The sequence below is a fragment of the Comamonas testosteroni ATCC 11996 genome, from assembly GCF_000241525.1.
GTDB classification, from domain to species: domain Bacteria; phylum Pseudomonadota; class Gammaproteobacteria; order Burkholderiales; family Burkholderiaceae_C; genus Comamonas; species Comamonas testosteroni.
In genome coordinates this window covers 229200-250929 of record NZ_AHIL01000049.1, presented here as the reverse complement: position 1 = coordinate 250929, position 21730 = coordinate 229200, and the positions used below count along the sequence as shown (strand labels likewise).

Below are 21730 nucleotides of genomic sequence, written 5' to 3'. Positions count from 1 at the left end.
AACGGCAGCGGCGCCTGGAGCTACAACCTGGCGAGCCCGCTGGCGGATGGCAATCACAGCATCCGCACCACGGCGACAGACCTTGCCGGCAATGCCAGCGGGCAGACGACGGCTTATAGCATTACTGTGGACACCAGCGCGCCGGCAGCACCGCAACTCGAGCTGGATCAATCCACGCAGGCAAACGGGCACCAGGTTTCCCCCACCGGCCTGGTTCACGTCTCCGGGCTTGAAGCCGGCTCCGGCTGGCAATTTTCGCTGGACGGCGGCACCTCGTGGATGACGGGCCAAGGTAATGCTCTGCAGCTGTCAGGCTTGGGGGCCCACAGCCTGGTGGTCCGGCAAATAGATGCGGCGGGCAATGCATCTTCGGTAATGTCACTCAACGGAGTTGTTGAGCCCTTGCTTCCTCCGACGGTGCAGCCTCCAGGTCTCCCGGTCATGAATGATTTGCCAGCGGGGCTTGGTCTCGCACCATTTCAAGCTTCAGAGGTGTCAGAGCCGAATGCAGATTTTCTGCAGTCCAACTCGGCGGCGCTGAATACTTCGTCTCAACGTGGTGCGGCGCATGGTTCTGAACATTGGTCCGGATACGGCGTTTCGCAGTCAATTGCAGGCGTCAATGACTGGATGTGGGCGTCGCTTTTCGCACCGGCAGAGCCCAATCGCTCTGGATTTGATTCGGCACCTGAGCAGTTCTCGGTCACGACTGGGGTCAGCACTCTGGATCTGAAGCCCGTCCTCCTGGCGTCGGAGAGTCCGTGGGATATCGAGTCACTCCAGTTCAGCTTCGCCGACCGGCAGGAGTTGCCCGGATGGGTTCGTCTGGATCGTCAAAGCGGTCAGCTAACCATCAACGCACCCAAGGACCTCAGCACAACGCTTGTTCTGCAGATCAAGGTCAGCGATGGAAAGGGGCACGAGTCGGTGCGGACTGTCAAATTGGTCATCGGCGATGCAAGGGCCACGTCCAGTGCACCCGCAGGGAGAGCCGGACTGAGCGAGAAGATGGCAAATGCGGCAAATCAGCAGGCGGGGAAAAGGATGTCCCAGTATGCCCATGGTTGATGGAGTCACGAGTACAGCATATAAGGCGCTTGTGCCATGAACGCAGCCGTTTCTCCTCAGAGCGTGAACCCGGCAATGCTGCTGCTTGAGCTGGGACATCGTGCCAGGGCTGCCCGCAGCAATGCCGAGCTGCGCTTTTTGCTGGTCAACGATAGCCGTTTGCTCGTACCTTACCGTCAAGCATGTCTGTGGCTGGATGACGGCGGGGTAACGGCCCTGTCCGGCGTGGTCGAGACCGATAGAAATACGCCTTATGCCCAATGGCTGCATGGGGTATGCCAGTTTCTCCAGGCGCAACAACCCATTCAGGTTCGGCGCATTGAACCGGCTCAGCTTCCCCCCGAGTTGGCAAGCTCGTGGAGCGAATGGCTGGGGCCCTATGCGGTATGGGTGCCTCTGGTGCAAGATGGCCAGAAGCCTGTTCCTGAAGGCGGACTGCTGCTTTCGGGGGCGCAGGCAATTGAAGAGCAGCGCTTTGCGCTTCTCGCCGAATGGGGTCATATCTGGTTTCATGCCTATTCTGCACTGCAGACAGGCCAGCCCAGATTCTGGCGAAAACCTGCGGCATCGAGAGTCAACGCCAAAAGCTGGTGGCAAAAAAAAACCACCTGGATTCTGGGCGGACTTTTTGTGCTTGGCGCCGTGCCTGTGCACATGAGCGTGCTTGCTCCTGGTGAGCTCGTTGCTGCGCAGCCTGTGGTGTTGAGAGCACCTTTGGATGGCGTCATCGATCAAATTCATGTCCAGCCCAATCAAGTGGTCCGTAAAGGTGAACGCTTGTTCGGACTGGATGAGGCGCAGATCAGCAGCCGATTGGAGGTTGCCCAGCAAGCTTTGCTGACCGCTGAAGCCGAGTACCGACAATCCGCCCAGCTGGCTTTGGGCGATGTTCGTTCCAAGGCGCAACTGGCAGCGCTCGTCGGGCGTATAGGCGAGAAGCGCGCCGAGGTGCAATACCTGAGCGATCAGCGTGAGCGCAGCCGGGTGCTGGCACCTGAAGATGGCATGGTTTTGTTTGACTCTCCCACCGAATGGCTAGGCAAGCCTGTGCAGACAGGTGAGCGGGTGATGCGTATTGCCCGGCCCGACGAGGTGGAAATCGAGGCCTGGGTTCCCATCGGTGATGCCATTCCATTGGCCCAGGGATCCACAGTGAAGCTGTATCTGGCAGCGAATCCCATGGCAGGGCTGGAGGGCAAGCTACGGTATATGGCGTATGACGCCAATGCCAGGCCAGATGGTAGCTACGCCTATCGAGTGCGTGCGTCCATGTCGCTCGCCAAGGAGGAGGCCCGTATCGGCCTCAAAGGTACCGCCAAGCTGCAAGGAGATTGGGTGCCTTTGGTCTACTGGGTTCTGCGCAAGCCCTGGGCCGCCCTGCGCCAGTTCATTGCCTGGTAAGTCCCATGAGTACCGCATGGCCTGCTTTGCGTGAAGAACTGGATTTGCTTGCCGGTCCTGTGCTGCCCGATGGTCAGCCCAGCTGGACCTTGCATGATCCCGTGCGCAACCTTTTCTTTCAGCTGGACTGGGCCAGCTTTGAGGTGTTCAAGCGCTGGCATCTGGGCGTCGCTGACGCGATTGTGCAAGATGTCTGTGCTCAAACGACATTGACGCTCCATGAGGAAGACGTGAATGCGCTCTTGCAGTTTGCACAGCGAAATGATCTGTTGGAGCCACCTCCCAATAGCTCCGATGCGCTGGCTGAGAGGTGGCAGGGCAGGCGCTCAAGCTGGATGCAATGGCTTCTTCATAACTACCTCTTTTTCCGGGTTCCGCTGATCAGGCCCGATCGCTGGCTGACACGATGGGCGCCGCGGCTGGAGTTTCTATTCAGCCGAACGTTTGGCTGGGTCACTTTGCTGGCTCTGTTTGCTGGGGTCTGGGGTGTTTCTCGCTCCTGGGGAACGTTCACAGCCACCTTGGTTGATTCGCTGACCTGGCAAGGACTGCTGGCCTATGGTTTGACGCTAGGGTTTGTCAAGGTGCTTCATGAACTGGGGCACGGCTTGATGGCCAAGCGATTTGGATGCCGCGTTCCGACCATGGGTGTTGCCTTTCTGGTGCTTTGGCCGGTGGCATACACCGATACCAACGAGGTCTGGAAATTGACCCGGCGCGACCAGCGCCTCAAGGTCGCGGTTGCTGGCATCGCAACGGAGCTGATGATTGCCGCATGGGCCTTGCTGGCGTGGGTCTGGTTGCCTGAAGGAGCCACCAAGTCCATGGCTTTTTTGCTGGCCACCACGACATGGGTCAGCACGCTGGCCATCAATGCAAGTCCGTTCATGCGTTTTGATGGGTATTTTCTGTTGTCCGACTTTCTACAGATGCCTAATCTGCACTCACGCGCCTTTGCGCTGGCACGCTGGGATCTCAGAGAGAAATTATTCAGGCTCGGTGAATCTCCCCCGGAGTCTTTTACCGATGCCAAACGTCGCGGGCTGATTTTGTTTGCCTGGGCTACCTGGATCTATCGACTGGTCCTTTTCTTGGGTATTGCGGCCTTGGTCTATCACTTCTTCATCAAGGCGTTGGGCATCTTGCTGTTTCTGGTGGAGATTGTGTGGTTCATTGCCAAGCCTGTGTGGTCAGAGATTTCAGCGTGGTCTTCACGCTGGCCTCAAATCGTGCGTAGTCGAAGAGCACGTTGGAGTGCCATCGGAGTCTTTGCACTTATTGCACTTTGCTGGCTGCCCCTGCCTGCCCCAATCCGCACCGAGGGTATGTTGCAATCCAGCGAGATATGGCCTTTGCATGCGCTTGATGCATCGCAGCTGCAGCAGCAAATGTTTGGCGACGCACGCATGGTCGAGGTTGATGCCCCTGTCTTTATGCTCGACTCCCCGGCTCTCAAGGCGGCTCAGGCTCAAAACGATGCGCAGAGGACTCAATATTCGCAGCAAATAGCGGCAGCAGGTTTCGACTCGGAGCTGCGCAGAGACTGGCAAGTTCTGCAAGAGCGTCAACTACAGGCGGCCACCCAACAGCAGGCGATGGAAACCGAAGCCAGTCGCTACCGTCTGAATGCCTCGGGCGCTGGAGTGCTGCGCGACGTGGATCCGGATCTTCGAACGGGAGACTGGCTGGCACGGAATGAATTGCTGGGAAGGGTCGTGGGCAGCGATCGGCTTGAGGTTCTTGCCTATGTGCCTGAGGAAGATGTTCAACGCATCAGCATCGGCGATAGCGCAATATTTATCGCTGACGCTGGCGTGGGGCCGGTACTGGATTTGACAGTGCGCAGCGTTGATCAGGATGCGAGTCGTACCCTCTCGGAGGCAGCGCTGTCTGCGGCAGCTGGAGGCATGATTCAGGTCCGAAGCATGCAAGGCACCCTATACCCGGAGCGTCCGGTCTACAGAGTGGTGCTGGATGTGGTGACACCGCTTGAAACAGACGCTGTTTTGCAACACCGTTGGCGTGGCAAAGTCAGCATTCGCGGCCAATGGGAAGCGGCTGCGGCGCAGTTTGTGAAAACTGCGACGAGTGTCTTTTGGAGGGAGGCAGGTTTTTAGCATCAATGAATGACTGCAATGGGCGGCGATTCAACCGGTCGATGCATCCGCCCCGCAGCAGTCTGTGGCCGTATTCCTTGGTTGCGTGGAGCTTCACGCAACGAAAGTCAGGTGGCTTGCCGATCCTTCCTGACGCAGCAAAGAGCGGTGGGTGAGAACTAAGGACGGACGCTGTCAGCGTAAGCCTGCACGAGTGCCCAGCATGCGCACGTGCTCTATCCAGGCGGCGCGCCTGGCAGCACTGGACTTGACTACCGGGCCGAAACTGTGCACGCGCACGGGCCGGATCCCGCTGAACTCAAGGATGCTCTGCTTCATTTGCCGATGACCCGGTTGGCGCTGTACCCAGCGGTAGTACCAAGGAGGGAAGTCCATCGTCACAAGTAGTTCAGCAGTGCGGCCGGCGAGCAGGCGGTCCCACAATGCAGAGTTGGATCGGTATTTGAAGGCGAAACCTGGCAGGAAGATGCGATCCAGAAAGCCCTTGAGCAGCGCAGGTAGTCCGCCCCACCATATCGGATAGACCCACACCAGGTGTTGCGCCCAGGTAATGTCGACCTGAGCGTTCCGCAGGTCGGTCTCCAGCGGCTGGCTATGCTCGTATCCGTGGTGCAGGATGGGGTCGAATTGCATTTCACCCAACTCCAGCAGCCGGACTTCGGCTCCGGCGTGGCGTGCGGCATCGGCATAGGTGCTCGCCAAGGCGGCGCATAGACTGTTGGAAGAGGGTTGGCCGAGGATGACGAGGATGCGACGGGACATGGTGATAGAGGGGCCTGAGTTCGTAAGCCGTCAGCATCACCTTGCCCTTGGGGGCAGAGTCAAGCCCTACAACGTCAAATGGAGAGTGGCTCTGGTGAACGGCATGTCTTTGCACCGTCGCATGTGCTCAGTTCCATGGTCAATGCAGCCAGGGCGATGTCGGTAGCTTGGAGTCGCGCCAATTCGTCGGCAATGGCGCGTCGCCGGGTCTGGAGCAGCGCCTGGACGGCAGCAGCGCCGGAGGGGGTGTCGATGCTGCGTAGAGGCTGTAGCGCAGCCAGACGAAAACCGAGCGACAGCGCTTGGCGGATCCACTGCACGCGCTGCACATCTTCCGGGCCGTAGTTGCGGTAGTTGCCTCGGCGTGCCACGGTGCCGAGCAAACCGTGCGCCTCATACAGGCGTAGCGCTTTGGGCGTGCAGCCTGTGAGTGCGGCGAGTTCACCTATACGCATAGGTGACTCCCGCGCGCTTGGAAGCATGTATCTTTCTTGCTGAAAGTGCTGTTGGCTCAAGGTGCATGGATGCTTGGAGTCGTTTGAATATGTTGTGGGAGTTGTTGACCCATGAATTCCGAGTGGTCTTGACAGGGGACTCACGGTCATAGGCCTTGTCGGGAGCCATCGTGCGAATGTACGGCAATCCCTTGGCACGATTGCAGCAAATTTCGGCGTGGCCCTGGCTTGTATGCCTTGGCCTTCTGTCGGCAAAACTGATATGTCAGGTGTGCTTGCTCCGAGCGGTGATGATGTAAGCGCTGCTCAGGCGGAGTGGATTGGGTGTCTGCGCCTGCCTGCCTTGATGCAACGCATGCTCGACAATCGTCAGGGTTGTCGGCTTGTTCAGTGCTTGTCGGAAATCCTTTGCCAACGGCTTTTCTCTAGTGAGCAATGCCTTGCAGTCGCTCCTTTATCTGCTCATATTGACTGGGCTCGCTGAAGAGAGCATTGAGGGGGCAACTATTGGATGCCTCTGGCTATCCAGAGGGTGAAGGTGGTTGCAAGCTTCCGTCGGCATACCTCAGCCCAGGGGAGACCTGGAGGGCGCGAGCAGCCTGGGGGCGCAGCTGATAAAATCAGCTGATTAACCTGTTTTAGGCCGTGTCAATGCTTGTTGATGACTCGGTCTTTTAATCCGTTGGTCGCGAGATGGAATCTCGTGGAACCAGCCAGAATACAGGCGCTACAGCTATAGAAGCGGTAGCGCCTTTTTCGTTTACCAGTTTTTCATCGTGCGTGTGGCTGGCTCGAACAACAGAGTCGAGTCTGCTGATCTGGCCGTTGAAATAAAATTTCTGCTTGGCGCGTAGACGCTGCGCTGCTGGAAAAATCAAATGAAATCAATCGACTCCGTTAGCCCCACGCAAACCGCAATCCCCAAAGTGGGCTTTGTTTCGTTGGGCTGCCCCAAGGCCTTGACTGATAGCGAGCTGATTCTCACGCAGCTCAGCGCCGAGGGTTACCAGACATCCAAGACCTTTGAAGGTGCGGATTTGGTCATCGTCAACACCTGCGGCTTCATCGACGATGCCGTCAAGGAAAGCCTGGACACCATTGGCGAAGCTCTGGCAGCCAACGGCAAGGTGATCGTGACCGGTTGCCTGGGTGCCAAGGCGGGCAAAGAGGGAGGCTCCACCATGGTGGCCGAGGTGCATCCCAGCGTGCTGGCAGTCACAGGACCCCATGCGACGCAGGAAGTGATGGATGCGGTGCACACTCATCTGCCCAAGCCGCACGACCCGTTCGTGGACCTGGTGCCTGGCAGCTTTGGCGACGCTGGCATCAAGCTCACGCCCAAGCACTATGCCTATCTGAAGATTTCCGAAGGCTGCAACCATCGCTGCACCTTTTGCATCATCCCCAGCATGCGCGGCGATTTGGTTTCGCGTCCGATCGGCGATGTGCTCAAGGAGGCCAAGGCGCTGTTCGAAGGGGGCGTGAAAGAGCTGTTGGTAATCAGCCAGGATACCTCGGCCTATGGTGTGGACGTGAAGTACCGTACCGGCTTCTGGGACGGCAAGCCCGTCAAAACCCGCATGCTGGAGCTGGCCGACGAGCTGGGCAAGCTGGCGCAGCAGCACGGTGCCTGGGTGCGTCTGCACTATGTCTACCCCTATCCAACCGTGGATGCGGTCCTGCCCCTGATGGCCGAGGGCAAGATCCTGCCTTACTTGGACGTGCCCTTGCAGCACAGCCACCCTGATGTGCTCAAGCGCATGAAGCGACCCGCATCGGGCGAAAAGAACCTGGACCGTATCCGCGAGTGGCGCAAGATCTGCCCCGAGCTGGTGATTCGTTCCACCTTCATTGCTGGTTTCCCCGGCGAGACCGAGGAAGAGTTCGAGCATCTGCTTAACTTTATCCGCGAAGCCGAGATCGACCGTGCCGGCTGCTTTGCCTACAGCCCCGTTGAAGGCGCCACCGCTAACGAACTTCCCGGCATGCTGCCCGAAGAGGTGCGCGAAGCACGTCGTGCGCGCTTCATGGAGGTGGCCGAGGAGGTCTCCACCAAGCGTCTGCAGCGCCGGGTGGGCCAGGTCATGAAGGTATTGGTGGACAAAGCGGTCAGCCTGGGCAAAAAGGGGGGTGTGGGCCGAACCTATGCCGATGCTCCCGAGATCGACGGCGTGGTTCACATCCAGCCGCCTGAAAAGGCCAGCAAGACCTACAAGGTGGGCGAGCTGATCAGCGTGCGCATCGTGGGCACGCAGGGGCATGATCTGGTGGGCGTTCCGGTTTGAGTTTCCAGGGCGCCGCTGCACGGCGCCATGTCAGTCCGGTAAAAACAAAAAGGCCGCAATTGCCATTGCGGCCTTTTTTTGCATCCGATTTCTTGGTTGCCACTTTTGTCTGCCGGTGGCCTGCAGGCGATCTCGACGCAATGGCGGGGTCAGGCTCGGCGTTGAACGGTGCCGCCTACCCAAGCATGGGGCGTCGATGCGAAACACTTTTCCTGGGCAAAGTGCTACAGCATGGTGTTTCTCATGGTGAAAAATGGCCTTTCTCGGAAGACAGCCTCTTGTCTGTAAAGAGGTTTCCATCGAAAGGTGACGAGCCTGATCTCGGCACTGTATCCACAGTTAGGGCTGCTTGGTTCCCCACCTGACCCGGTTGGCTGCTTCCCCATGCGAGGAGGCCCGTCACGCTCGATTATAGATGCAAAACCGACACAGCTTCGAGAGCTGTGAAATGAGATTCCAGGAGCAGGCTTGTTGGCATGTCCCGGCCCCGTAGAATCAGAGGCTATGTCTTATTTAGTGCTTGCTCGCAAATACCGGCCCCGTACCTTCACTGAAATGGTGGGGCAGGAGCACGTGGTTCAGGCTCTGACCAATGCGTTGACCCAGCAGCGCCTGCATCACGCCTATCTGTTCACGGGCACACGTGGCGTGGGCAAGACCACGGTGTCGCGCATTCTGGCCAAGTCTCTGAATTGCCAGGGCCTGGACGGTAACGGTGGGATCACCGCAGCCCCCTGCGGAGTTTGCGCAGCATGCACTGAAATCGATAGCGGTCGTTTCCCCGACTACACCGAGCTGGATGCTGCATCCAACCGCGGTGTGGATGAGGTGCAGAGCCTGCTGGAGCAGGCGGTGTACAAGCCGGTGCAGGGGCGCTTCAAGGTCTTCATGATCGACGAGGTGCACATGCTGACAAACACCGCGTTCAACGCCATGCTCAAGACGCTGGAAGAGCCTCCGGAGTATCTGAAGTTCGTGCTTGCTACGACCGATCCGCAGAAAGTGCCGGTTACTGTGCTCTCGCGCTGCCTGCAGTTCAATCTGCGTCCCATGGCGCCCGAGACGGTTCTGGAGCATTTGACCCATGTGCTGGACAAGGAAAGCGTGCCAGCAGAGCCTCAGGCGCTGCGCCTGCTGTCGCGTGCTGCGCGTGGCTCCATGCGCGACGCGCTGAGCCTGACCGACCAGGCGATTGCCTTTGGCAGCGGTCAGTTGCAGGAGGCGACGGTGCGCCAGATGCTGGGCAGCGTGGATCGCAGCCATGTGTTCCGCCTGATTGATGCCCTGGCCCAGGGTCAGGGGCGCACGGTGGTTGAAGTCTCCGAAGAGCTGCGCCACAACGGTCTGTCTGCTGCATCGACTCTGGAAGAAATGTGCGCCGTACTGCAGCGCATGGCCGTGTTGCAGGCCGTGCCCGATATGCCGCTGGATGCCAGCGACCCGGAGGCCGCGGAAGTAGACCGGCTGGCCAGTCTGATGCCGCGCGACGAGACTCAACTGCTCTACAGCATCTGCCTGCACGGCCGTGCCGAACTGGGGCTGGCCCCTGATGAGTACGCTGCGCTGACCATGGCGCTGCTGCGGCTGCTGGCCTTCAAGCCGGAAAATGCCGAAGCCGGCACGGCTGAAAAAAAAACTCCAGCGCTGAGGCCTAGCCGCCCGGTTGCCCAGGCTCCGAATCCGATTCAGCAGCCTCCGGCTTCACCGTCAGCGGCGATGGAGGCACCACCGGCCAAGGTTCAGTCCGTGCAGCCTGTTGTGGAGCCTGCACTGGAGTGCGCACCGGCGCAGGAGCCTGCGTCAGTGGTCGGCATGGCCGAGCCAGAACATATTCAAGCTGTTGCCGATCGCTCGGATGCAGCTGCATATTCCATAGCAGAGCCGGTGGTGCAGGCCGTCCCGGAGTTGACCCGGTCGCCAGTTTCTACGGTGACGCCTGAGCCTGCTGCGGTTCAGCAAACCATGCCCTCGGCGAATCATGAAGTTGTCGCAGAGGCAGGCCAAATGCCCGCCGACGATGCGTCTGAGAGCGCCGAGGCCGTCGATATGGCTGATGCTCCCGAAGAGCCGGATGCCAGCGAAGCGGCCTGGGCAGGCATGCCCGATGAGGGCTGGTCTGACGATGGGCGCTGGGGCGATGATGCCGACCTGGATGTCGGACAGCCCCTGCATGCCATGCCGCCCATGGAGTCTGACGAGCCGGCGGCCCAGAGCGCAAGCGGCGGCTATGTCAGCACGGCCCAGGATGCAGCCCCTGTGGAGCGCACAGCCGAGGGCGATCTGTGGTTTGGCGTGGTGCAGCAGTTGCTGCAGAGTGAAGCCGTGGTGGCCGTTGCGCGACAGCTGGCGCTGCAGTCGCAACTGCTGGGTCGTGAGGGCGATCTGTGGCGATTGCGCGTGGAGTCCAGCTCGCTCAATCAGGCAGGCACACGTGATCGTCTGCGTGCTGCGCTGGAAGCAGCCGGTCATGCGCGACAATTGCAGGTTGAGCAAGGGCCGGTGACGGACAGTCCTGCCCGCCGGCTGGCCTTGGAAAGGCAAGCCAGCCAGCTGCTGGCCGAGGAAATTGTCAAAAGCAATCCGCAGGTGCAAACCTTGATGCGAGACTTTGGCGCGAAAATCGTGCCCGGTAGTATCAAGCCCATATCTATTCAGCCTGAATAAGGCGTTTCAACAAAAGAAGGAATTCTCATGTTCAACAAAGGACAACTCGCCGGTTTGATGAAGCAAGCTCAGGCCATGCAGGACAACCTGAAGAAAGCTCAGGAAGAGCTGGGCAATATCGAAGTCGAAGGCGAATCCGGTGCCGGCCTGGTCAAGGTCGTGATGACCTGCAAGCATGACGTCAAGCGCATCACCATCGACCCCAGCCTGCTGGCTGAAGACAAGGACATGCTGGAAGACCTGGTGGCTGCTGCCTTCAACGCGGCTGTGCGCAAGGCCGAAGAGACCTCCAACGAGAAGATGGGCAAGATCACTGCCGGTATGCCCGGCCTGCCCGGTGGTATGAAGTTCCCGTTCTGACGGATTTTCCCCTGAGCGGCAGTGCCGCTTCCCCGGCCAAGGGATGGCTGCGATGCCGCGATGAGGCTTTTGCTTGCTGCCCCTGGACGGGGTGTGCAGGGGACGAATGGCGATCTGCGCAATGGCAGATCGCTTTTTTTCTGGTGACTGAAAGGACAAGCCCGTGTCTGATGTGCAATCTCTGGATGCCTTGATCGAGGCCTTGCGCCGGCTGCCGGGCGTGGGCATCAAGTCGGCGCAGCGCATGGCGTTTCATTTGCTGCAGCGTGATCAGGCCGGGGCGCTGCAGCTGGCGCGGGCGCTGGATTCTGCGGTGAACTCGGTGCATCACTGCGAGCGTTGCCACACGTTTACCGAAGGCGCCATCTGCAGCATCTGTGATGACGCCGGGCGCGATGGGGCGCGTCTGTGCGTGGTCGAGGCGCCGGCCGATCTGGCTGCCATGGAGCGCACGGGGGCCTACCAGGGCTACTACTATGTGCTGATGGGGCGGCTGTCGCCGCTCGATGGCGTGGGTCCCAAGGAAATCGGCATGAAGCAGTTGCTGGAGCGTGCCTGTGACGGCGTGGTGCAGGAGGTGATTCTGGCCACCAGCTTCACGGCCGAGGGCGAGGCCACGGCCCACGCAGTTAGCGAGGCGCTCAAGTCGCGCGGCATTCTGGTCACGCGGCTGGCGCGTGGCGTGCCGATAGGCAGCGAACTCGAATATGTGGATCTGGGCACGATTGCCCACGCGCTGGTGGACAGGCGCTGAAAATATGGCTTGAGTTGGCTGTCAACGCCCTTTTATAAAGCGCATGCTGCTATTGATTTCTTTGAATGAACATGGAAAAAGCCCGCTGGTTTTGAAAACAGCGGGCTTTTTTGCGGGCGGCCAAGCTTATTTACGCTTCTTGGCTGGTGTGCCGCCGCGTGCCTTGGGTTCGCTCTTGCCGCCACGGGGAGCGGGCGCGCTGCTGGTCTTGGCGCTCTTGCTGGTGGCGGCTGCCACCTTGCTGCCGCCACGGGTGTTGCGGGCTGACTCGCGTGGGCTGTCGTTGGCCTCGGCGCGTGCGCTGCGGGCTGCGCGGCTGGGCAGGTAGGCAATCAGCGACTGGCCGGGGCGCAAGGATGCCGTGGACTTGAGGTCGTTCCAGTCCGCGAGGTTGGAGACGCTGATGCCATAGCGGCTGGCCACGCTGACCAGCGTATCGCGCTTGCGCGCCTTGACCGTGGTGCGCACGGTTACGACTTCAGGTGCGAAGGAGATCTGACCGTTGTCGGCCACATGGCCGGGCACATCAGTCTTGACATTGGCATCGCGCGGCACCATCAGAGCCGATCCTGCCTTGATCAACATGCGCGGCGGGATGTTGTTGATGGCGCGCAGATCGGCTTCGCCCAGGCCTGCACGCTGGGCGGCTTCGGCCACGGTGATGGTGGTTGGCACGGTCCATACTGTCCAGCTGGCGAACTGGCCTTCGCTATAGGCCTGCAAATTGCGGCGGAAAACCTTGGCGTTGTCCCAGGGCAGCAGCACCTGTGGCGTGGCGCGCGCAAAGATCACCGGCTTGTGAAAGCTGGGGTTGAGTGCCTTGAAGTCCTTGACGCTGACATCGGCCAGCTTGGCCACCAGCTCCACGTCAATGTCGTGCGGCAGATCCACGGCCTGGAAATAGGGGTGGTTTTCGATGATGGGAAGCTCGGTGTTGAACTTCTCGGGTTCGGCCACGATGTTCTTGACGGCTTGCAGCTTGGGCACGTAGTTGCGGGTTTCGGCCGGCATCTGCAGGTCGAGGTAGCCAGCGGGCTGGCCCAGCTTTTCGTTGCGCTTGATGGCGCGGCCGACGCTGCCCTCTCCCCAGTTATAGGCGGCCAGGGCCAGATGCCAGTCGCCGAACATGTTGTAGAGCTTTTGCAGATAGTCGAGTGCGGCACGGGTCGAGGCCAGCACATCGCGGCGATCATCGCGGAAGACATTCTGCTTGAGGTCGAAATAGGTGCCCGTGGCCGGCATGAACTGCCACATGCCGGCCGCCTTGGCGCTGGATACGGCCTGAGGGTTGAAGGCGCTCTCGATGAAGGGCAACAGCGCCAGCTCTGTCGGCATATTGCGGCGCTCCAGTTCCTCGACGATGTGGAACAGGTATTTGCTCGATCGCTCCGTCATGCGCTGGATGTAGTCGGGGCGCGTGGCATACCACTGCTCCTGGTTCTGGACCAGGTCCTGCTCAAGATTGGGCATGGCAAAGCCCTTGCGGATGCGAACCCAGAGATCGCCCGTGGCTTCCAGTTCAGCGACTTCGGAGCTGCCGACTTTGCCCTGGCCCAGGGGTTTGAGAGGGCCGTTCGGATACATGGGGTCGACGCTGCTGGTGGTAGCGCAGCCGGTCAATATCAGTGCGCTTGTCAGCAGCAGGGTGGATAGCAGCTTCATCAGAAAACGTTTTTCCATTGGCGCAGGGTAGCCAGCACGCTGGCGGGCTCCTCGGGCCTGGTTTGAGGATCATGGTGCACGGCGGCTGCGATCACATCGGCAGCGCGGCTTCGCATGAACGGGTTGATGGCCAGCTCGGTCTGCAATGTGGAGGGCAGCGTGGGCCGCCCGCTCTTGCGCAGTAGCTGGCAATGTTCCAGATACTGAGCCAGTTCCGGATTGTTTGGTTCCACGGCCTGCGCAAATCGCAGGTTGGAAATTGTGTACTCATGTGCGCAGCACACCAGCGTGTTGGCTGGCAGGGCGGCCAGTGCGTCCAGCGAAGCCTGCATCTGCGCTGCCGTGCCTTCGAAAAGGCGACCGCAGCCGCCCGAGAACAGCGTGTCGCCGCAGAACAGCAGGGGCTGGTCTTGCGCCTGGGTACTGAAGAAGGCGATATGACCGCTGGTGTGCCCAGGCACATCGATGACCCGCCAAGGGCCGCCGAGCAGCTCCACGCTGTCGCCGCCCTGCACGCGTGTGACGGGTTCGGGCAGGGACTCGTAGGCGGGGCCCCAGACAGGGGCGCCAGTGGCCTCACGAATGGCCTCGACGCCGCCCACATGGTCGGCATGATGGTGGGTGACTAAAATGCCCTGCAGTTTCAGACCCCGCTGTGCCAATGTGCTCAGCACAGGCTCGGCCTGACCCGGATCGACGACCACGGCATGTTCTGCATCGTGGAGCATCCAGATGTAGTTGTCGGAGAAAGCGGGAATGGGCAACAGGTTCATGAACTGCAAAATTATAGAGATGCATCACTGGACGGATTCAGCCCTCGGGCACTATCTCCTGGAATGGGAGCAGCAGCGCTTTGACGAGGCGGTGGCCGATATCTTTGGCTACCATGCCTTGCAGCTGGGCTTGCCGCAGTTGCAAGGCCTGCGCAGCAACCGCATGCCTCATCGCTGGCTGGCGCTGGAGGGCCTGGATCCCGTTTCGGATGCAAAAGCAGGCACTGTAGCGCAAGCGAAGGCGGCCGCAGTGTCGCAGCAGCAGCCGACCGCTGATGAGGTAGAGAATTTTGCCCCGTTGATGCCGGCGCTCAGAACCGCCCCGGAAGCCCTGCCTTTTGCCGAGGCCAGCCTCGACCTGCTGCTGATGCCGCATACGCTGGAGGCCTCCAACGACCCGCATGCCGCGCTGCGCGAGGCTGCGCGTGTGCTGGTGCCCGAAGGCCGGTTGGTGATCAGCGGGCTGAATCCCTCCAGTCTGCTGGGCTTGCAGCGCCGTGTGGAGCGCAGTGCGGGTTATTTGCCGGACCTGAGCCTGGGCGTGGGCTACTGGCGCTTGCGCGATTGGTTGCGATTGCTGAGCTTCGAGATCGAAGCAGTGCAATTTGGCTGTTATCGTCCTGCTACTCAAAGTGAAAAGTGGCTGAGCCGCTGGCAGTTCATGGAAGGCTTGGGCCACCGCTGCTGGCCGGTGATGGGGGGCGTCTATTGCGTGGTGGCCGTCAAGCGCGTGCAGGGCATGCGGCTGATGAGCCCGAGCTGGCGCAAGAACAGCGTGCCAGCTGGCATGAAAGCGCCCGTGACCCAGAGACAGCCGCCGGACATGTCCTGGCGTAACAAGGAAGAAAATTGAATCAAGTTGTGATCTATACCGACGGTGCCTGCAAGGGCAATCCCGGCCCTGGCGGCTGGGGAGCATTGCTGCAGGCCGGATCGGCACAGAAGGAGCTCTTCGGTGGTGAACTGGGAACCACCAATAACCGCATGGAACTCAAGGCCGTGATCGAGGCGCTGTCTGCGCTCAAGCGTCCCTGCGATGTGGTGTTGTATCTGGACAGTCAGTACGTGCGCAAAGGCATTACCGAGTGGATCCAGGGTTGGAAGGCCAAAGGCTGGGTTACCGCTTCCAAAGAACCCGTCAAGAATGTCGAACTCTGGAAGCAGCTGGACGCGCTGGTGCAGGGCAGCGGCCACCGTATCGACTGGCGCTGGGTCAAGGGTCATGCCGGAGACCCCGGCAACGAGCGCGCCGATGCGCTTGCCAACAAGGGCGTGGAGCTGGCGCTCAAGAACGGCTGAGCCAGGAACCGGACCCGTTGCGCTGGCTCAGTTCGTGATCTGTGCCAGCGCTTCTTGGATCTGCTGCTCGGATTCGGGGCGCACGATGCGCGCCACTTCTTTGCCGTCACGCAGAAAAATCAGCGTGGGCCAGAGCTTGACGCGATAGCTGCGTCCCAGCGGCCGGCCGGGACCGTCTTCCACCTTGATGTGCGCCACTTCCGGCTGGGCTTCCAGCGCAGCCTGCAACAGCGGCTGGGCGCGCTGGCAGTAGCCGCACCAGGGCGTGCCGAATTCCAGCAAATTCGCGCCCTTGAGCGCATCGATGGCCTGCCTTGTGGGTTCTGTGGCCCAGTGGGTGGCTTGGTATGGCATGAAATATTTCCCAGAATGGATCGAGGGTCTAAGCGCAGACGGCAAGTCTGTCTTCAGATCAGGCCTTGCAGCAGCAGGACGTTGACGGATTCTCCGGGCAGGACATCGCCGCGCGCATCGTCGAGCACGATGATGCAGTCGGCTGCGACCATGGAGCTGAGCACGCCCGAGCCTTGCGGGCCCGTGGTGCGCACGGCGGCCTGGCCCTTCTCATTGAGTTCGAGTACGCCGCGCAGATATTCGGTACGACCCGGGCGTTTGCGCAGGCGCTCGCTGCTGATCGCCTGCAGCAATGGCACGGGGGCGCCGCGTTCGCCTGCCAGCATGGCCAGGGCCGGGCGCACGAACATCAGAAAGCTCACCATGGCGGCCACCGGGTTGCCTGGCAGTCCCAGCAGCACCGCCGGGCGCTGAGTGGGTGGCGGATTGCTCAGATTTTGGGAGCTGTTTGCGCTTGTCTTGATGGGGATACCTGCCGATTTGGTCAAGGAGATCCCGCCAGCGGGAGCGAGCAAGCCCACCGCCAGTGGCCGACCGGGACGCATGGCTACTAGCCAGAACTGCACGGTGCCCAGGCGTTGCAACATCGCGCGGGTGTGGTCGGCCTCGCCGGCGCTGATGCCGCCACTGGTCAGCACCACATCGGCCAAGGTGGCTGCCTCGCGCAGGCGCTCTTCCAGCGCAGCCGGCTCATCGGGCACGGCTCCCAGATCCAGCACATGGGCACCCAGTCGGCGCAACAGCGCTTGCAGGCTGAAGCGGTTGCTGTCGTAGATGGCTCCTTCGCGCGGCTCGGCGCCTGGGCTCAGCAGCTCGTCGCCGGTGGAGAAGTAAGCCACGCTGAGCCTGCGCCGCACGTTGACCTGGCCCAGTCCCAGACTGGCCAGCAGGCCAAGAGCGGCTGGTGTGAGACGCTGGCCGGCCTGCAGCGCCACAGAGCCTTGCTCCAGGTCTTCGCCGCGCAGACGACGATTGGCGCCCGCACGCAGGGCATGGCCGTCAAACTGAATGCATTCCTGGTCAGCGCTGGCCTGCTCATGGGCGACTACCGTGTCCGCACCCACAGGCATGACCGCACCCGTCATGATCTTCACGCATTGGCCCGCGCCAAGCCGGCCTTGCCAGGGCCCTCCTGCCAGCGCCGTCCCCACCACACGAAGCATCAGTGGCCGGTCAGGCTGCGCCTGCTCCAGCTCACTGCCGGCAAAGGCATAGCCGTCCATGGCGCTGTTGTCATGGGGGGGGACGTTGACGGGGCAGATCACATCGGCTGCCAGCACACGATCCAGAGCATCGGGCAGGGCGACGGCTTCCACCTCGGCGACCGCACCCAGGTGCTGCAACAAGGCTTGCAGCTGTTGCAGCACCTGGTCAGTGGTCAGCGTCTGGGCGCTGGTGGAGGCGGCAGGTTGAAAAGTCGCAGTCATAACAGCAAAAAATAAAAAATACCTCATGACGGATGCGGCCATGGGGCTGCGTGGCACTTTACGCTTTTGGCTGGTGGCGCCGGTGACTCAGGATTGGCGTTCGGGGGCGATTTGCTCCAGATCAAGCAACTGGGCCAGCGTGTTGGCGTTGCTGAAGGCCTGCTCGTCCCCGGGGCGATCAAATAGGGCCTGGGCGCTGCGATGCTGGCCGGTCCAGGCGTCTATCTTGCGGCCGCCGCTGGTGATGAAGCGCTCAAGGCTGGAGGCGAGCCCTGCCCGCAGCAGGCAGAACACGGGCTGGGCGCGCAGTTGCGGCGATTGCCCCGGCTTGGAATGCTCGGTATCCCAGCCGTGAGCGATGACGATATCGGCATCGCCGCGCGAGGCCAGCATTTGCGCAGCCAGATCGAGGGGCAGCAGCGGTGTATCGCAGGGCACGCAAAGCAGCCATGGCGTGCGGCAATGCGCGAGGCCGGCCATGAATCCCGCCAACGGGCCGGGGTAGTCGGGAAGGCTGTCGGCGCAGACCTCGGCAGCCAGTGACTGGCCCAGCTCGGCATAGGCCGCTGCATTGCGATTGGCATTGATGAGCAGGGGGCCGACCTGGGGCGCAAGGCGCTGCAATGCATGCAGTGCCAGCGGCAAGCCTTGAAAACGCTGCAGGCCCTTGTCCACGCCGCCCATGCGCGCGCCGCGTCCCCCGGCCAGCACGCAGCCGGTGATCTGCTCAGGAGTGATGTGTGAATCAGCCACCGATATAGCTCATCTCGATGCGTCGACCTTGCCGCACTGGCGCCACATCGGGGGGCATTTCGCTGCGCAGCTGCGAGTAGCGATCGTCGCGCTGCTGCCAGATGGGGGCGATGGCGCCGGCAATCTCGGCATCGCTGGCGCCGCTGCGCAGCAGGCTTCGCAAGTCCCAGCCCTGGCTGGCGAACAGGCACAGATAGAGCTGGCCCTCAGTGGACAGGCGTGCGCGGTTGCAGTCGCCGCAGAAAGCATGGGTCACACTGCTGATGACGCCCACCTCGCCCAGTTGCGGATCATATTGACCGCTGGCATCGGCATAGCCCCAGCGCACGGCGGTCTCGCCCGGGGCACTGGGCGCCAGCGGGATCAGCGGCAGCTCGGCGCGCAGACGCGCTATGACCTCGTCCGAGGGAAGCACCTCGTCCATGCGCCAGCCGTTGGTGGCGCCCACGTCCATGTATTCGATGAAGCGCAGCGTGATTCCCGTGCCGCGGAAGTAGCGGGCCATGGGCAGGATCTGGTCGTCATTGGTGCCGCGTTTGACCACCATGTTGACCTTGATGTGCGACAGGCCCACGGCCTGCGCAGCCTCGATGCCGGCCAGCACATCGGTCACGGGAAAGTCCACATCGTTCATGCGCCGGAACACGGCGTCGTCCAGCCCGTCGAGGCTGACGGTCACGCGATTCAGGCCGGCGTCCTTCAGGGCGCGGGCCTTGCGTGCCAGCAGCGAGGCGTTGGTGGTCAGTGTCAGGTCCAGCGGCTGGCCATCGGGCGTACGCAGCTCGGCCAGCTGGGCGATCAGGGCTTCGATGTTCTTGCGCAGCAGCGGCTCGCCGCCGGTCAGGCGCAGCTTGCGCACGCCATGTGCGACAAACAATCTGGCCAGGCGCGTAATTTCCTCGAAGCTCAACAGCGAGCTGTGGGGCAGATATTGGTAGTTCTTGTCAAAAACTTCCTTGGGCATGCAGTAGTTGCAGCGGAAGTTGCAGCGGTCGGTGACGCTGATGCGCAGGTCGCGCAAAGGCCGCCCCCATTGATCCTGCAGTTCCCCGGTAGGGGCCTGCAGGGGGCTGGGGACGATTGCGCTGCGGGTTGCCGTACGCTCATCGACCAAGGGGATCACACGTTCTGCCATGGGCTCGATTGTGCCGCAAGCGCGAAGTCCGGGCCGGCTGCGGGCTTGTTGTAGGCTATCAAAATTGATAGCTGGTAGCGCCTGTCGGTATTGTGGATCAGGCTTGTGTAGTGGTTTCCCTTGGTTGCTGCTGGGTCAGCGGCTTCCAGTTTTTGAACTCGGGGTAGAACTCGGCCACGCCGGGGCCGTTGAAGTCCCAGCCCAGGCATTGGCCCAGGTGCCGAGGCGGCAGGCCCGAGCCATTGGGGCCGAACTGGTTGAGCACGGTGTGGAAAGCGGGCGTTGCCATATTGAACAGCAGCTCGCGCAAATGCGTGCAGCCCACCACCCCGCCCAGATTGTCGGCAATGGCACGGCGCCAGCCGCGGGCTATGCAGCAGCCCACCATCTTCTGCATGGACTTTGTGGCCTGGGGGCAGTGGCCCAGAGGGTGGTCGTCCATGGCAGCCTCTATGCCGTGCACCACCATGTCGGCATCGATGGTCAGGCGGATCCACATATGGTGAATCGGCTTGCCTGCCGGCACTTTGCGGCGGCCGTGCAGCTCGATGTCATAGGTTTTCTGGTCGATCAGCTCGGCTTCCACATCCCACATGCCGTCATCACGGGCATAGCCCCGGTATTTGACGTCGCGCATATTGATGGGGACTGGCGTGCGGCTGGCGCTGGGAGGCAGGGGCATGGGGTATCCGTTGTTATGGCGGGCGACGACGACGGCATGTCGTAACCTGGCTGGATCGCCCGCGCTGATTCTTGAACCGGGTCTGGTGCGTCAGACCCGATTTCATTATCAAAGAGATAGCAGGCTTGTCCAGCACCAAGCGGACAGCGAGGCGGCAGGGGCGAGATACAGTGCCTGGCGGCGAGCGCCTAGCTGCTCGTGGGTATTTGCCCGGTGAGCGCTGCAGCCTTGAGTGCGGCCAGGTCGAGAACTTCCAGTTTGCCGCGCCGCAGTTGCAACCAGCCGGCCTGCTGCAGCTCCTGCAGGATCTGGTTGGTGGTCTGGCGTGACAGGCCCAGCATGCGTGCGATCTGCTCCTGCGAGACTGCCAGCTCGCGGTGAGTGCGCATGCGATCGGCCCATTGCTCGTGGCCCATGGCCATCTGCACCAGGCGGCACATCACGCGCTGCGGTGCAGGCAGCACGGTCTGCTCCTCCAGCGCAATCAGGCTGGAGCGCAGCTTGTGCGTCAGCAGCAAGGCCATGTGGCGCCAGCAATGCGGGTTGGCATCCAGCCACTCGCGCAGCGGCGGTATCGGGATATGCAGCAGGGCGCAGGCGGTGTTGGCGCAGGCATCGTGGGTACGGGGCTCGCCATCGAAGAGGGCGATCTCGCCCAGCCAGCTCGGCGGCTCGATCAGGGTCAGCAAGGCTGTGCGGGTGTTTTCCTGAAGTGCTGCCGTGCCGGAGATGCTGAGCGAGCCCCTGGCCACCGCATACAGGCCGCAGGGGGCATCGCCGCGGCGAAACAGCCATTCGCCAGCGGTCAGCAGCCTTGGCTGGGCCAGTTGCTGCATCTGGGCGGTCAACTCCGGCGGCAGGGAGCGGAACCAGCGTCCTGCCTGCACAATGGCCCAGAGGTCATTGGAGTTGACATGCTCGAAGCTGCCGCGCTGGCGTGCAGTGGGCACTGAGGCCAATACAGGCCTGGGTGAGGGGTTTAGCGCTTGTGTCGGTGGCATGACAGACGGCAAGGTTGATGCTGCGTCACCATGCTCTGACAAGCGACCAGGAGATACAGCGATGAAAACCCTAATCGATCAACTGTCCAACTACGCCGACTACCACCGCGACCCGCGCAATATCGTCACGCATTACATCGGCGTACCCATGATCATGCAGGCAGTGGTGATTTTGCTGGCCAGGCTGCAATGGGGAACGCTTGGCGGTGTGCCGATCTCGCTGGCCCTGCTGGCAGCGGTTGCTGCCGCGGTGTATTACTGGCGACTGGACGGGCGCTATGGATTGTTCATGAGCGTGCTGCTGGCCGCCATGCTGGCGCTGGCCACTCCCATCGCCGCGCAGCCCATGGGCAACTGGCTGGCCTGGGGGCTGGGTTTGTTTGCGCTGGGCTGGGTGATCCAGTTCATCGGTCACTACTGGGAAGGACGCAAGCCCGCCTTTTTTGACGATGTGATGGGCCTGCTGATAGGCCCGCTGTTTGTGGCGGCCGAACTGGGCTTTGCGCTCGGGCTGCGCAAGGAGGTGCAGGCGGCGGTGGAGCAGCGCAGCGGCCCCGTGCGTCGCCGGCACACGGTGAACGCTTGATGTGCTCTGGTTCTGAGAGCTAAGTCCGCTGTATGTATATTGGTTTGAGTGAGTTTTTATGGGTATTGTGGCTAGCGGCGCCTGGCGGTAATACACAACTACGCGTGCATCTTTCAAACATGTAATGCCTGCGTTAGGGTCATGCGCCTAAAATCGCGGGTTGACCCTCGGGGGCTGATGCCTTGTTGGCTC

General features: G+C 61.4%; 20 protein-coding genes and 1 other RNA gene. 10 read left to right on the top strand and 11 right to left on the bottom strand.

Annotated features, from left to right (window positions below; genetic code table 11):
* From CTATCC11996_RS25770 to CTATCC11996_RS22490, 3 genes are all read left to right on the top strand, one after another.
* Positions 1-1068: Ig-like domain-containing protein (locus CTATCC11996_RS25770; protein ID WP_003080880.1), on the top strand; the 1068-nt coding region annotated here is incomplete at its 5' end.
* Between the two features lie 36 nt (positions 1069-1104).
* Entirely contained in the window at positions 1105-2469 is a 1365-nt protein-coding gene (locus tag CTATCC11996_RS22495; RefSeq protein ID WP_003080879.1) for an efflux RND transporter periplasmic adaptor subunit, read from the top strand.
* 5 nt (positions 2470-2474) lie between these two features.
* The gene (locus tag CTATCC11996_RS22490) at positions 2475-4586 is read left to right on the top strand and encodes a site-2 protease family protein (RefSeq protein WP_172590538.1); all 2112 of its coding nucleotides are present in this window, start codon (positions 2475-2477) and stop codon (positions 4584-4586) included.
* Between the two features lie 174 nt (positions 4587-4760).
* Here CTATCC11996_RS22490 and CTATCC11996_RS22485 read toward each other — a convergent pair whose 3' ends face one another.
* Positions 4761-5348 carry an NAD(P)H-dependent oxidoreductase gene (locus tag CTATCC11996_RS22485; protein WP_003080875.1) on the bottom strand — a complete coding sequence of 196 codons (588 nt, stop codon included), beginning with the start codon at positions 5346-5348 and terminating at the stop codon, positions 4761-4763.
* 74 nt (positions 5349-5422) lie between these two features.
* Complete coding sequence (locus CTATCC11996_RS22480) at positions 5423-5803, bottom strand: MerR family transcriptional regulator (protein WP_003080873.1); 381 nt, start codon at positions 5801-5803, stop codon at positions 5423-5425.
* Between the two features lie 878 nt (positions 5804-6681).
* Here CTATCC11996_RS22480 and rimO point away from each other — a divergent pair.
* Entirely contained in the window at positions 6682-8088 is a 1407-nt protein-coding gene (rimO, locus tag CTATCC11996_RS22475; RefSeq protein WP_003080871.1) for a 30S ribosomal protein S12 methylthiotransferase RimO, read from the top strand.
* Positions 8089-8393: 305 nt separating this feature from the next.
* Here rimO and ffs read toward each other — a convergent pair.
* An RNA gene (ffs, locus tag CTATCC11996_RS25280) (signal recognition particle sRNA small type) lies at positions 8394-8489 on the bottom strand.
* A gap of 103 nt (positions 8490-8592) precedes the next feature.
* On the opposite strand from ffs, the gene dnaX reads away from it, so the two are divergent.
* The 3 genes from dnaX to recR all read left to right on the top strand — a co-directional run bounded on the left by dnaX (position 8593) and on the right by recR (position 11866).
* Positions 8593-10752 (top strand): DNA polymerase III subunit gamma/tau, encoded by a 2160-nt coding sequence (gene dnaX, locus CTATCC11996_RS22470; protein WP_034350032.1) that lies wholly within the window; start codon positions 8593-8595, stop codon positions 10750-10752.
* Between the two features lie 27 nt (positions 10753-10779).
* Positions 10780-11112: a YbaB/EbfC family nucleoid-associated protein gene (locus CTATCC11996_RS22465; protein ID WP_003066189.1), complete on the top strand. Its 333-nt coding sequence runs from the start codon at positions 10780-10782 to the stop codon at positions 11110-11112.
* Positions 11113-11275: 163 nt separating this feature from the next.
* Positions 11276-11866: a recombination mediator RecR gene (gene recR, locus CTATCC11996_RS22460; protein WP_003066191.1), complete on the top strand. Its 591-nt coding sequence runs from the start codon at positions 11276-11278 to the stop codon at positions 11864-11866.
* A gap of 126 nt (positions 11867-11992) precedes the next feature.
* Here recR and CTATCC11996_RS22455 read toward each other — a convergent pair whose 3' ends face one another.
* Positions 11993-13528: a transglycosylase SLT domain-containing protein gene (locus CTATCC11996_RS22455; RefSeq protein ID WP_003080869.1), complete on the bottom strand. Its 1536-nt coding sequence runs from the start codon at positions 13526-13528 to the stop codon at positions 11993-11995.
* Positions 13528-14301, bottom strand: a complete 774-nt coding sequence (gloB, locus tag CTATCC11996_RS22450) for a hydroxyacylglutathione hydrolase (RefSeq protein ID WP_003080868.1) — start codon at positions 14299-14301, stop codon at positions 13528-13530. The genes CTATCC11996_RS22455 and gloB overlap by 1 nt, the downstream gene beginning before the upstream one ends.
* 19 nt (positions 14302-14320) lie before the next feature.
* On the opposite strand from gloB, the gene CTATCC11996_RS22445 reads away from it, so the two are divergent.
* Positions 14321-15154: a class I SAM-dependent methyltransferase gene (locus CTATCC11996_RS22445; RefSeq protein WP_034350030.1), complete on the top strand. Its 834-nt coding sequence runs from the start codon at positions 14321-14323 to the stop codon at positions 15152-15154.
* Positions 15151-15600, top strand: coding sequence for a ribonuclease HI (rnhA, locus tag CTATCC11996_RS22440; protein ID WP_003056672.1), 450 nt, complete (start codon positions 15151-15153; stop codon positions 15598-15600). Before CTATCC11996_RS22445 ends, rnhA begins: the two co-directional genes overlap by 4 nt.
* A 27-nt stretch (positions 15601-15627) precedes the next feature.
* Here rnhA and CTATCC11996_RS22435 read toward each other — a convergent pair whose 3' ends face one another.
* From CTATCC11996_RS22435 to CTATCC11996_RS22410, 6 genes are all read right to left on the bottom strand, one after another.
* Positions 15628-15954, bottom strand: a complete 327-nt coding sequence (locus CTATCC11996_RS22435) for a thioredoxin family protein (RefSeq protein ID WP_003080866.1) — start codon at positions 15952-15954, stop codon at positions 15628-15630.
* 53 nt (positions 15955-16007) lie between these two features.
* Positions 16008-17381 carry a molybdopterin molybdotransferase MoeA gene (moeA, locus tag CTATCC11996_RS22430; RefSeq protein WP_003080864.1) on the bottom strand — a complete coding sequence of 458 codons (1374 nt, stop codon included), beginning with the start codon at positions 17379-17381 and terminating at the stop codon, positions 16008-16010.
* An 87-nt stretch (positions 17382-17468) separates the two neighbouring features.
* Positions 17469-18134 (bottom strand): molybdenum cofactor guanylyltransferase MobA, encoded by a 666-nt coding sequence (mobA, locus tag CTATCC11996_RS22425; RefSeq protein WP_003080857.1) that lies wholly within the window; start codon positions 18132-18134, stop codon positions 17469-17471.
* Positions 18127-19269, bottom strand: a complete 1143-nt coding sequence (moaA, locus tag CTATCC11996_RS22420; RefSeq protein ID WP_034350027.1) for a GTP 3',8-cyclase MoaA — start codon at positions 19267-19269, stop codon at positions 18127-18129. The genes mobA and moaA overlap by 8 nt, the downstream gene beginning before the upstream one ends.
* A 97-nt stretch (positions 19270-19366) precedes the next feature.
* Positions 19367-19951, bottom strand: coding sequence for a DUF2889 domain-containing protein (locus tag CTATCC11996_RS22415; RefSeq protein WP_003080851.1), 585 nt, complete (start codon positions 19949-19951; stop codon positions 19367-19369).
* Between the two features lie 188 nt (positions 19952-20139).
* Complete coding sequence (locus tag CTATCC11996_RS22410) at positions 20140-20901, bottom strand: Crp/Fnr family transcriptional regulator (protein WP_034350077.1); 762 nt, start codon at positions 20899-20901, stop codon at positions 20140-20142.
* Positions 20902-21013: 112 nt separating this feature from the next.
* Between CTATCC11996_RS22410 and CTATCC11996_RS22405 the strand changes: the two genes are divergently transcribed.
* On the top strand, positions 21014-21538 hold the full coding sequence (locus CTATCC11996_RS22405; protein WP_003080846.1) for an Mpo1 family 2-hydroxy fatty acid dioxygenase: 525 nt from the start codon (positions 21014-21016) through the stop codon (positions 21536-21538).
* Positions 21539-21730 lie beyond the last annotated feature (192 nt).

Coding starts and splice junctions, on each gene's coding strand:
- CTATCC11996_RS22495 (WP_003080879.1), top strand. CDS start 1,105: ATGAACGCAGCCGTTTCTCCTCAGAGCGTGAACCCGGCAATGCTGCTG.
- CTATCC11996_RS22490 (WP_172590538.1), top strand. CDS start 2,475: ATGAGTACCGCATGGCCTGCTTTGCGTGAAGAACTGGATTTGCTTGCC.
- CTATCC11996_RS22485 (WP_003080875.1), bottom strand. CDS start 5,348: ATGTCCCGTCGCATCCTCGTCATCCTCGGCCAACCCTCTTCCAACAGT.
- CTATCC11996_RS22480 (WP_003080873.1), bottom strand. CDS start 5,803: ATGCGTATAGGTGAACTCGCCGCACTCACAGGCTGCACGCCCAAAGCG.
- rimO (WP_003080871.1), top strand. CDS start 6,682: ATGAAATCAATCGACTCCGTTAGCCCCACGCAAACCGCAATCCCCAAA.
- dnaX (WP_034350032.1), top strand. CDS start 8,593: ATGTCTTATTTAGTGCTTGCTCGCAAATACCGGCCCCGTACCTTCACT.
- CTATCC11996_RS22465 (WP_003066189.1), top strand. CDS start 10,780: ATGTTCAACAAAGGACAACTCGCCGGTTTGATGAAGCAAGCTCAGGCC.
- CTATCC11996_RS22455 (WP_003080869.1), bottom strand. CDS start 13,528: ATGAAGCTGCTATCCACCCTGCTGCTGACAAGCGCACTGATATTGACC.
- gloB (WP_003080868.1), bottom strand. CDS start 14,301: ATGAACCTGTTGCCCATTCCCGCTTTCTCCGACAACTACATCTGGATG.
- CTATCC11996_RS22445 (WP_034350030.1), top strand. CDS start 14,321: ATGCATCACTGGACGGATTCAGCCCTCGGGCACTATCTCCTGGAATGG.
- CTATCC11996_RS22435 (WP_003080866.1), bottom strand. CDS start 15,954: ATGCCATACCAAGCCACCCACTGGGCCACAGAACCCACAAGGCAGGCC.
- moeA (WP_003080864.1), bottom strand. CDS start 17,381: ATGACTGCGACTTTTCAACCTGCCGCCTCCACCAGCGCCCAGACGCTG.
- moaA (WP_034350027.1), bottom strand. CDS start 19,269: ATGGCAGAACGTGTGATCCCCTTGGTCGATGAGCGTACGGCAACCCGC.
- CTATCC11996_RS22415 (WP_003080851.1), bottom strand. CDS start 19,951: ATGCCCCTGCCTCCCAGCGCCAGCCGCACGCCAGTCCCCATCAATATG.
- CTATCC11996_RS22405 (WP_003080846.1), top strand. CDS start 21,014: ATGAAAACCCTAATCGATCAACTGTCCAACTACGCCGACTACCACCGC.